8 protein-coding genes and 1 pseudogene are annotated in these 7,375 nt (G+C 72.9%); 4 read left to right on the top strand and 5 right to left on the bottom strand.

Features of this window, described 5'->3' with window-relative positions:
- Positions 1–339: pseudogene (locus VH969_RS07175) on the top strand (NAD-dependent epimerase/dehydratase family protein); the annotation flags it as partial.
- A 24-nt stretch (positions 340–363) separates the two neighbouring features.
- On the opposite strand, the gene VH969_RS07170 reads toward VH969_RS07175, so the two are convergent.
- From VH969_RS07170 to VH969_RS07160, 3 genes are all read right to left on the bottom strand, one after another.
- Positions 364–1,461: a BtrH N-terminal domain-containing protein gene (locus VH969_RS07170; protein ID WP_331972320.1), complete on the bottom strand. Its 1,098-nt coding sequence runs from the start codon at positions 1,459–1,461 to the stop codon at positions 364–366.
- Between the two features lie 232 nt (positions 1,462–1,693).
- Complete coding sequence (locus tag VH969_RS07165; RefSeq protein ID WP_331972317.1) at positions 1,694–2,728, bottom strand: 5-methyltetrahydropteroyltriglutamate--homocysteine methyltransferase; 1,035 nt, start codon at positions 2,726–2,728, stop codon at positions 1,694–1,696.
- 78 nt (positions 2,729–2,806) lie between these two features.
- Entirely contained in the window at positions 2,807–4,204 is a 1,398-nt protein-coding gene (locus tag VH969_RS07160) for an FAD-binding oxidoreductase (RefSeq protein WP_331972314.1), read from the bottom strand.
- A gap of 127 nt (positions 4,205–4,331) precedes the next feature.
- On the opposite strand from VH969_RS07160, the gene VH969_RS07155 reads away from it, so the two are divergent.
- Both VH969_RS07155 and VH969_RS07150 read left to right on the top strand, forming a co-directional pair.
- On the top strand, positions 4,332–4,823 hold the full coding sequence (locus VH969_RS07155; RefSeq protein WP_331972311.1) for a flavin reductase family protein: 492 nt from the start codon (positions 4,332–4,334) through the stop codon (positions 4,821–4,823).
- A gap of 72 nt (positions 4,824–4,895) precedes the next feature.
- A complete protein-coding gene (locus VH969_RS07150; protein WP_331972308.1) occupies positions 4,896–5,858 on the top strand; it encodes an alpha/beta hydrolase in 963 nt (320 codons plus the stop codon).
- On the opposite strand, the gene VH969_RS07145 is transcribed toward VH969_RS07150, so the two are convergent.
- Positions 5,851–6,297, bottom strand: coding sequence for a group II truncated hemoglobin (locus tag VH969_RS07145; protein ID WP_331972305.1), 447 nt, complete (start codon positions 6,295–6,297; stop codon positions 5,851–5,853). The two genes, VH969_RS07150 and VH969_RS07145, sit on opposite strands and share 8 nt — an antisense overlap.
- A 38-nt stretch (positions 6,298–6,335) precedes the next feature.
- On the bottom strand, positions 6,336–6,632 hold the full coding sequence (locus tag VH969_RS07140) for a hypothetical protein (RefSeq protein WP_331972302.1): 297 nt from the start codon (positions 6,630–6,632) through the stop codon (positions 6,336–6,338).
- Between the two features lie 74 nt (positions 6,633–6,706).
- Between VH969_RS07140 and VH969_RS07135 the strand changes: the two genes are divergently transcribed.
- Positions 6,707–7,345, top strand: a complete 639-nt coding sequence (locus VH969_RS07135) for a class I SAM-dependent methyltransferase (RefSeq protein ID WP_331972299.1) — start codon at positions 6,707–6,709, stop codon at positions 7,343–7,345.
- The last annotated feature ends 30 nt before the right edge of the window (positions 7,346–7,375 follow it).

Genomic DNA, 7,375 nt, shown 5'->3' with positions numbered 1-7,375 from the left:
CCCGAGGTCGGCTTCGGCCGGTTCGTCATCAGCGCCACCACGCCGTTCACCGTGGCGGATCTGCCGTCGCTGCACCGGGACGCGCCGAGCGTGGTCGCCCGGCTCTTCCCGGACCAGCCGGCCGAGTACGCCCGACGCGGCTGGCGGATGTTCGGCGAGATCGACCGGGTGTACGTCAACGCGCGGGCGCGGGAGGTGCTCGGCTGGCGGCCGCGCTACGACTTCCGGTACGTGCTGGACCGGCTGAAGGCCGACGAGGACCCGCGCAGCCCGCTGGCGCGGGCGATCGGCGCGAAGGGCTACCACGAGGTCCCGACCGGCCCGTACACCGTGCGCTGACACGGTGTACGGGCGCGCGGTCGCCTACCGGAGCGCGGTCGCGGCCGCCTCCTCCGCGTCGGCCAGGCCGGGCAGCAGGGCGGCGAGATCCGCTGCCGTGGTGCCGGGTTCACCGGTCAGCGCGACGAGCTTCGCCCAGCGGCGGCCGAGGTCGTCGTACGTGTCCGCCGACCCGGCCAGCCGCGCGTCCCCGAGCAGCGTCGCCGCCTGCGCCAGGAACGCCGCGAACTGCGGGCGCGACGCCGCCTCGCCGAGTCCACGGCTCACCGAGAGCATCGCGAGCCGGCGGGACTCATCGTCCGGGCACAGCTTCGGCCAGCCCTTGGCGTCCTTCTCGTCGGTCAACAGGCGGGCCCACTTGCGGATCGCGGGGATGCCGAAGTTGGCGTCGAAACTGGACTTGCTGGGCTCGAGCAGGCACTCGGCGGTGCGGGCGATCGCGTCCCGCGTCACGGCGGCGACATCCGGCGGGTTTGCCGGCGTGCCGAGGCGGAACAGGCCGCCGTACTTCTTGTGCTGGGACCAGCGCGCGTCGATCAGGTCGGCCCAGGACATGGTGGTCCGCCCGCCGGCCAGGCCGGTGACCGCGAGGTCGCCGCCGTGCTCGGACACCGTGACGGGGCTCGGCAGGTACGGCACGTACGGGCCGTCGCCGGGGTGGCCGGGCAGCTTCACCAGGTCGAGGGTCAGCGCGACCTCCGGCGTGGCGGCGAGGGCGGCGCGCAGGCGCTTCTCCGCGGTCTCGGGGCTCGGTAGCTGCTGCACCTGCAGCGGCACGCCGAGCCGCGCGCACGCGTTCTCGATGAAGCCCTTGCGTTCGAAGTAGAGCGTGTTGCACCGGCCGTCGAGCGCGATCGAGGTCCAGCCCTGGTAGGCGAAGACCATGTACTGGAACCCGATGCCGCCGCCCAGACCGAACACGAGCGCCTCGGTGAACGGCTTCCCGTCGCGCGGGTTCAGCACGCCGGCCGCCGCGAGGGCCCGGGTGAGCGCCGCGGCGTCGGGGTCGGTGGCGGGGCGCGGCGGTGGCGCCACGAAGTGCGCGCGAGCGGCGGTGTAGGACTCGCCGGTCTTGGCCGCGCGGTCGCGGACGAGCTTCTTGAAGTTCTTCTGCCGTGGCATCTCAGTCCTCGCTCGGCACCGCACGGACCACTCCCCAGCAGTCGACCCGACGGCGTCCGGTGACCGATATGCCAACGTGACTTCGCGGCCCGGGAGTCTGTCCCCCTTTGCCCCTGGATCGGCTCAGCTGGGGTGAGCCCGAGAGGGGTTGGGCGATGGGCCGTCGCCGGGAGGCAGAGTAGCACCGCTTCGCGATTTGGGCGCAGCAGCAAGCCTTGTGGACAAAGGAGGGTCAGCGAAGCTCCGCGCGCAGGATCCGGGCCGCCTCCGCCATGGAGCGCATCTTGCCCTCCGCCGACTCGCGCGGCAGGTACTTCATGCCGCAGTCCGTCGCGATCACGACCTGCGACGGCGGCACGTGGTCGAACGCGCGCCGCACCCGGGTCGCGACCAGCGAGGCCGGCTCCACCGCGTGGTCCGACAGGTCGATCACGCCCAGGATGATGGTCTTGTCCGACAGGTCCGCGAGCACGCCGAGATCCAGTCCGGACTGTCCGGTCTCGATCGAGATCTGCTTCGCCGGGCAGCCCGCCAGCTCCGGCAGGAACGAGTAACCCGACGGCCGGTCGTGGATGATCGCCGCGTAGCCGAAGCAGATGTGGACCGCGGTCGTCCCCGTGACGCCGTCCAGTGCCGCGTTCAGCGCCGCGAGGCCGTACTGGCGCGCCGCGTCCGGGCGGGCCTGCATGTACGGCTCGTCGATCTGGACGATGTCCGCCCCGGCGGCGAACAGGTCGCGGATCTCCGCGTTGACCGCCGCCGCGTAGTCCATCGCCGCCGCCTCGGCATCCGGGTAGTGGTCGTTCTGCGCCTGCTGGCTCATCGTGAACGGGCCGGGCACCGTCATCTTCACCGTGTGGTCGGTGTTCGCCCGCAGGAACTCCAGGTCCGCCACCTCGACCGGGCGCCGGCGGCGGATCGGGCCGGTGATGCGCGGCACCGGGTTGGGGTGCCCGCTGCGGTCCAGCGCCGTGCCGGGGTTGTCGAGGTCGACGCCCTCTAGCTCGGTCGCGAAGTGGTTCGAGTAGCTCTCGCGCCGGATCTCGCCGTCGGTGACGATGTCCAGCCCCGCCCGCTCCTGCGCGCGGATCGCGAGCACGGTCGCGTCGTCCTGGGCCTGGACGAGGTTCTCCGGCGGCACCCGCCAGAGCTCCTTGGCGCGCACCCGGGGCGGGAAGCGCCCGGCGAGCTTCGCGCGGTCGATCAACCACTCCGGCTGGGCGTAGCTGCCGACCAGTGACGTCGGCAGCAAGGGCAAGGTCGGCACGGGCGCTCCTCGAGGTCAGGGCGGCCCGGGAGCGGGTCGCCCTGACATCGTCGGCCAGTGTCGTTGCCGGAGCAACGGCTACACGCCGGATCCCGCCCGCGCGGGCCGCACGTTGTGCCAGCGGTTGAACACGTTCTCCGGGTCGAGGTCGGCCTTGAGCCGGGCCAGCCGCCGGTAGTTGTCCAGGCCGAACCCGGCCACCACGCGCTCCTCACCTTCGTCCCCGATGAAGTTGAGGTACACGTCGCCGGTCGCCCACGGGCGGACGTCGGCCTGCAGGCTGCGGGCCCACGCCTTCGCCCGCTCGTCGTCGGCCGGGTCCGGCCACACGCCGAGCGGGTGGACCATCCACGCGTCGTCGCGGTTGAAGCCCGGCCACTGCGCGCCCCGGGCGACCGCGCCGCCGAGCGGGATCAGCAGCTGCTGGGACATCGTCGGCACCGGCATGTCGGCCGACCGTGCGCAGATCCGGTCGAGCGCCTCGTCCGGCAGGTCCTTCAGCTGCTCGACGGAGTAGTAGTTCCGGTTCCCCGGGGGCACGTCGAGCATGGACTGCAGCTGCGCGTACGGGATGTCGGTGACCAGCTGGCCGGTGGGCCCGGCCGCGAGCAGCGGCGCGATGAAGTCACGCAGGTCCTCCTCGGGGCCGCACCACGTCACGATGGCGACGGCGCACAGCCCGCCCTGCAGGTCCGCCGGCACGAAGTCCTCCGGCGGGCCGGTCACGTGCCCGAACGTGCCGCCGGCCTCGTCGGGCGCGTCGGTGAACACCGACCGGAACACCGCGGCGACCGAGCGGTCCCGGTCCGGCGGCCAGACCAGCACGGCCACCGAGAACTCCGGCAGCTCGTGCAGCCGGAAGGTGAACGCGGTGACGACGCCGAAGTTGCCGCCACCGCCGTGCAGCGCCCAGAACAGCTCCCGGTTCTCCTGCTCGTTCGCGGTGAGCCGCCGGCCGTCCGCGGTGACCAGGTCGACCGACAGCAGGTTGTCGCACGCCAGCCCGAACTTGCGCTCGATCCACCCGGAGCCCCCGCCGAGCGTCAGGCCGGCCACGCCGGTCGAGGACACCCGGCCGCCGGTGGTGGCGAGGCCGTACGGCTGGGTCGCGTTGTCGAGGTCACCCCACACCGCGCCGCCGCCGACGCGGGCGGTGCGCGCCTCGCGGTCGACGGTCACCTCGTTGAGGCGTCGCATGTCGATCACCAGTCCGCCGTCGGTGAGCCCCGCGCCGGCGACGCTGTGGCCGCCGCTGCGGACCGCGACGTCGAGCCCGTGCAGCCGGGCGAAGTCGAGTGCGATCGGGATGTCCCCCGCCGTGGCGACCTGCGCGATCACCCGGGGCCGCGCGGTGACCATCGAGTTGAAGATCGCGCGTACGTCTTCGTAGTCGGATTCGGCCGGGGTCACGACCCGGCCGCCGAAGCCGGCGCGCAAGGCGTCGACCGACGCCTGGTCGAGCACGTTTCCGCTCATGCGAATTTCTTCTTCCTGCCAGTGCTCCAATATTGGAGGGTCGCCGACCTTGGCCGATCCGTTACAGAATCGCGACACGAAAGTTCTTGACGAAACAAGGGAGTCGGCTGTCCGGTACCGTCGGCCCATGGCGTCCACCGTGGACAGGTTCAACGAGCTCGTCGGCGACCTGGACTACCCGATGTTCGTCGTCACCGCGGCGGCCGGCGAGCGGCACGCGGGCTGCCTGGTCGGCTTCGCGGCGCAGTGCAGCATCGACCCGCCGCGGTTCATGGTCTGGCTGTCGAAGAACAACCACACCTACACGGTCGCGCGCGACACCGACCTGCTCGTCGTGCACGTGCTCACCCCGGACAACCATCCGCTGGCGAAGCTGTTCGGCACCCGCACCGGCACCGACTTCGACAAGTTCGCCCACTGCGACTGGCGTCCCGGCCCCGGCGGCGCCCCGCTCCTCGCCGACTGTCCACAGTGGTTCGCCGGCCGGGTGCTGAGCCGGCACGACGCCGGCGACCACGAGGGCCAGCTCCTCGAGCCGACGGAGGTCGGCGACCCGACCGGGCTCGGCCAGCTGCCCTTCCAGGACGTCAAGGACCTGCAAGCAGGTCACGAAGCCTGAGGCTGGTTGGCCGGTTCTTGTCCTGACGGCCCGCGCCCAGCACGATGAGGTGACGGACCATCGGAGGCCATCATGCGATCCCGGGGAATCCTGCTGATCCTGGCCCTGCTGCTCAACTTCGCCATCACCCTGCCGGCCGCCGCCTCGGCCGCGTCCACGCCGACCCGGACGGGTGCGTGGGTCGTCCACGAGGAACGGCTGAGCGACCGGCTCCTGGAGCTGACCGTGCACTCCGACGCCGTCGGCCACGACGTCGGCGTGCGGCTGCTGCTCCCGCCGGACTACCAGCGCTTCCGGCACCGCACGTGGCCGACGCTCTACCTGCTGCACGGCTGCTGCGACGGCGACACCGGCTACCGGTCGTGGACCAACAACACCGACGTCGAGGCGCTCACCGCGCACACGAACATGCTGGTCGTGATGCCCGAGGGCGGTCCGGCCGGGTTCTACTCGAACTGGCTGTCCGGCCCGGCGTGGGAGACGTTCCACCTGACCGAGCTGCGCCGGCTGATCGAGCACCGGTACCGCTCCGGCCACGAGCGCGCGATCGCCGGGCTGTCCATGGGTGGCTTCGGCGCGCTGTCCTACGCCGCCCGCCACCCGGGCATGTTCGACGCCGCCGCGTCCTACAGCGGCGTCGTGCACACGACCTACCAGAGCCCGGTCGGCGAGCAGATCGTTACCAGCATCGTGTCGGGCTGGGGCCTGGACCCGAACGCGCTGTGGGGCGACCCCGCCGCGCACCCGGAGATCTGGGCCGCGCACAACCCCTACGATCTCGCCCGCCGGCTGCGCGGGATCCCGGTCTTCCTCTCCGTCGGCGACGGCCGGCCCGGCCCGCTCGACCCGCCGGACGCGCAACCGGACGAGATCGAGCAGTTCCTCAACGGGGAGTCCGTCGCGCTGGCCGGCGAGCTGCGCGCCCAGCACGTCCGCGTGACGACCGACTTCTACGGGCCCGGCCGGCACGCGTGGCCGTACTGGGAGCGCGAGCTGCACCGGTCGCTGCCGATGCTGGCGCGCGCGATCAGCTGACCGGACCCTCCCACGACCAGTGGGGCATGGGCAGGCCCCGCGGTGGCGGGATGTCGCCGTAGGAGAGCACCTCGTCCACCGCGACGACCATGTACGCCCGCATGGCAGCGCGGAACGCCGGGTCCGCGGGCAGCTGCGCGTCGTCCATCGCGGCCACGAAGCAGTCGACGAACCGGCGGCCGAGGTCGGAGATGTCGCCGTTGCCGGAATGCAGGTGCATCACCGAGGAGTGGTCCCCGCACGACTCGGAGTAGAGCGGCGGACCGCCGAGCACCTCCGCCCAGTAACGGGCTAGCCGCTCGACATGCTGCGGGTGCTGGTCCGGATGCGAGAACGGGTGGTTCAGCTCGGGATCGGCGAGGCAGCGCGCGTGGTGCGCGGTGGCGAGCGCGAGGAACGCGGGCTCGCCACCGGCGAACTCGTACAGAGTGGGCCGCACGGGGGCAGGCTCGCACACGCCGGCCCCGCGCGCCAGCGTTACCGTCCGATGTGGACGATATGTGCCGCGATGCGCCCGCCGGCGTCGAGCCAGCCGCGGTCACGGGCGAAGTCGAGCATGCGCGCGTAGCGCCCGTCTCCGTCGTACCCGCCGAGCTCGCGCAGCCACGGCTCGTCGACCCACGCCTGGTCGCCGGCGAGCTCCACCCGGCCGGCCAGCGCCGGGCCGGCCGCGGCCGTGTCGACCGCGAGCTCGACGGCGAAGTCCGCGTAGTTCTCCGGGTCCACCAGCCGCGTCCCGACGGTGCCGGCGGACCGCTCCACTCGTATCCGCATCGGTCGACGATCGCAGCTCCGGCGTGGTGCGGACCACCGGCCGCGTGCGCAGTCGCGGTGGCAGGATCGGGTACGTGATCGAGACCCTGCCCCGCGTCGTGCCGGCCGAGCCCGGCAAGCCGGTGCGCCCGGAGGCGGCCGCGGCGCAGCGGAACTCCCGCGAGATCGCGGAGAACCCGGCCGTCTGGTCCGGCGACTCGGCCCGCGAGGTCGTCCGCCGCTACACCGAGCTCGCGTCCGGGTGGGACGACGAGCGCGGCGGGTACCGGCCCGTGCCGCTCGCCGACGCGCTGGACCGCGGCGGCCCCCTTCCCGCCGGCCTGTGCGTCGAGGCCGGCGCCGGCACCGGCCTGCTCACCCCGCTGCTCGCGGCGGTGTGGCCGCGGGTGGTCAGCCTGGACCTGACGCCGGAGATGATCCGCCGGTCCGGCGCCGCGTGGCGGCTCATCGGCGACGCCGCCCGGCTGCCGCTGCCCGACGCGTCCGCGAGCGCGGTCGTGCTCGCGGACGTACCGCTGTTCGCGGCGGAGGTCGTGCGGGTGCTCGCGCCGGACGGCGTCGTGGTGTGGTCGAACGCGCTCGGTACCGGCGCCCCGCACCACGTCCCGATCTCCACGGTGGTCGGCGCGCTCGACGCGGCGGCCGGCGCCAGGCCGTTCCACGCGGTGACCTCGGAGGCCGGCTGGGGTCTGTGGGCCGTGCTGCGCCGCTGACGGTCAGCGCCGCTCATCAGCGGCACAGTG

It is taken from the genome of Actinophytocola sp., assembly GCF_036555685.1.
Classification (GTDB): Bacteria; Actinomycetota; Actinomycetes; order Mycobacteriales; family Pseudonocardiaceae; genus Actinophytocola.
Note: the sequence above shows the minus strand (reverse complement) of the source record. Positions and strands in the feature narration are given on the sequence as shown.

What these genes read in the sequence shown, in the direction of transcription:
- VH969_RS07170 (WP_331972320.1), bottom strand. Translation starts at nt 1,461, where the DNA reads ATGCCACGGCAGAAGAACTTCAAGAAGCTCGTCCGCGACCGCGCGGCC.
- VH969_RS07140 (WP_331972302.1), bottom strand. Translation starts at nt 6,632, where the DNA reads ATGCGGATACGAGTGGAGCGGTCCGCCGGCACCGTCGGGACGCGGCTG.
- VH969_RS07155 (WP_331972311.1), top strand. Translation starts at nt 4,332, where the DNA reads ATGGCGTCCACCGTGGACAGGTTCAACGAGCTCGTCGGCGACCTGGAC.
- VH969_RS07160 (WP_331972314.1), bottom strand. Translation starts at nt 4,204, where the DNA reads ATGAGCGGAAACGTGCTCGACCAGGCGTCGGTCGACGCCTTGCGCGCC.
- VH969_RS07150 (WP_331972308.1), top strand. Translation starts at nt 4,896, where the DNA reads ATGCGATCCCGGGGAATCCTGCTGATCCTGGCCCTGCTGCTCAACTTC.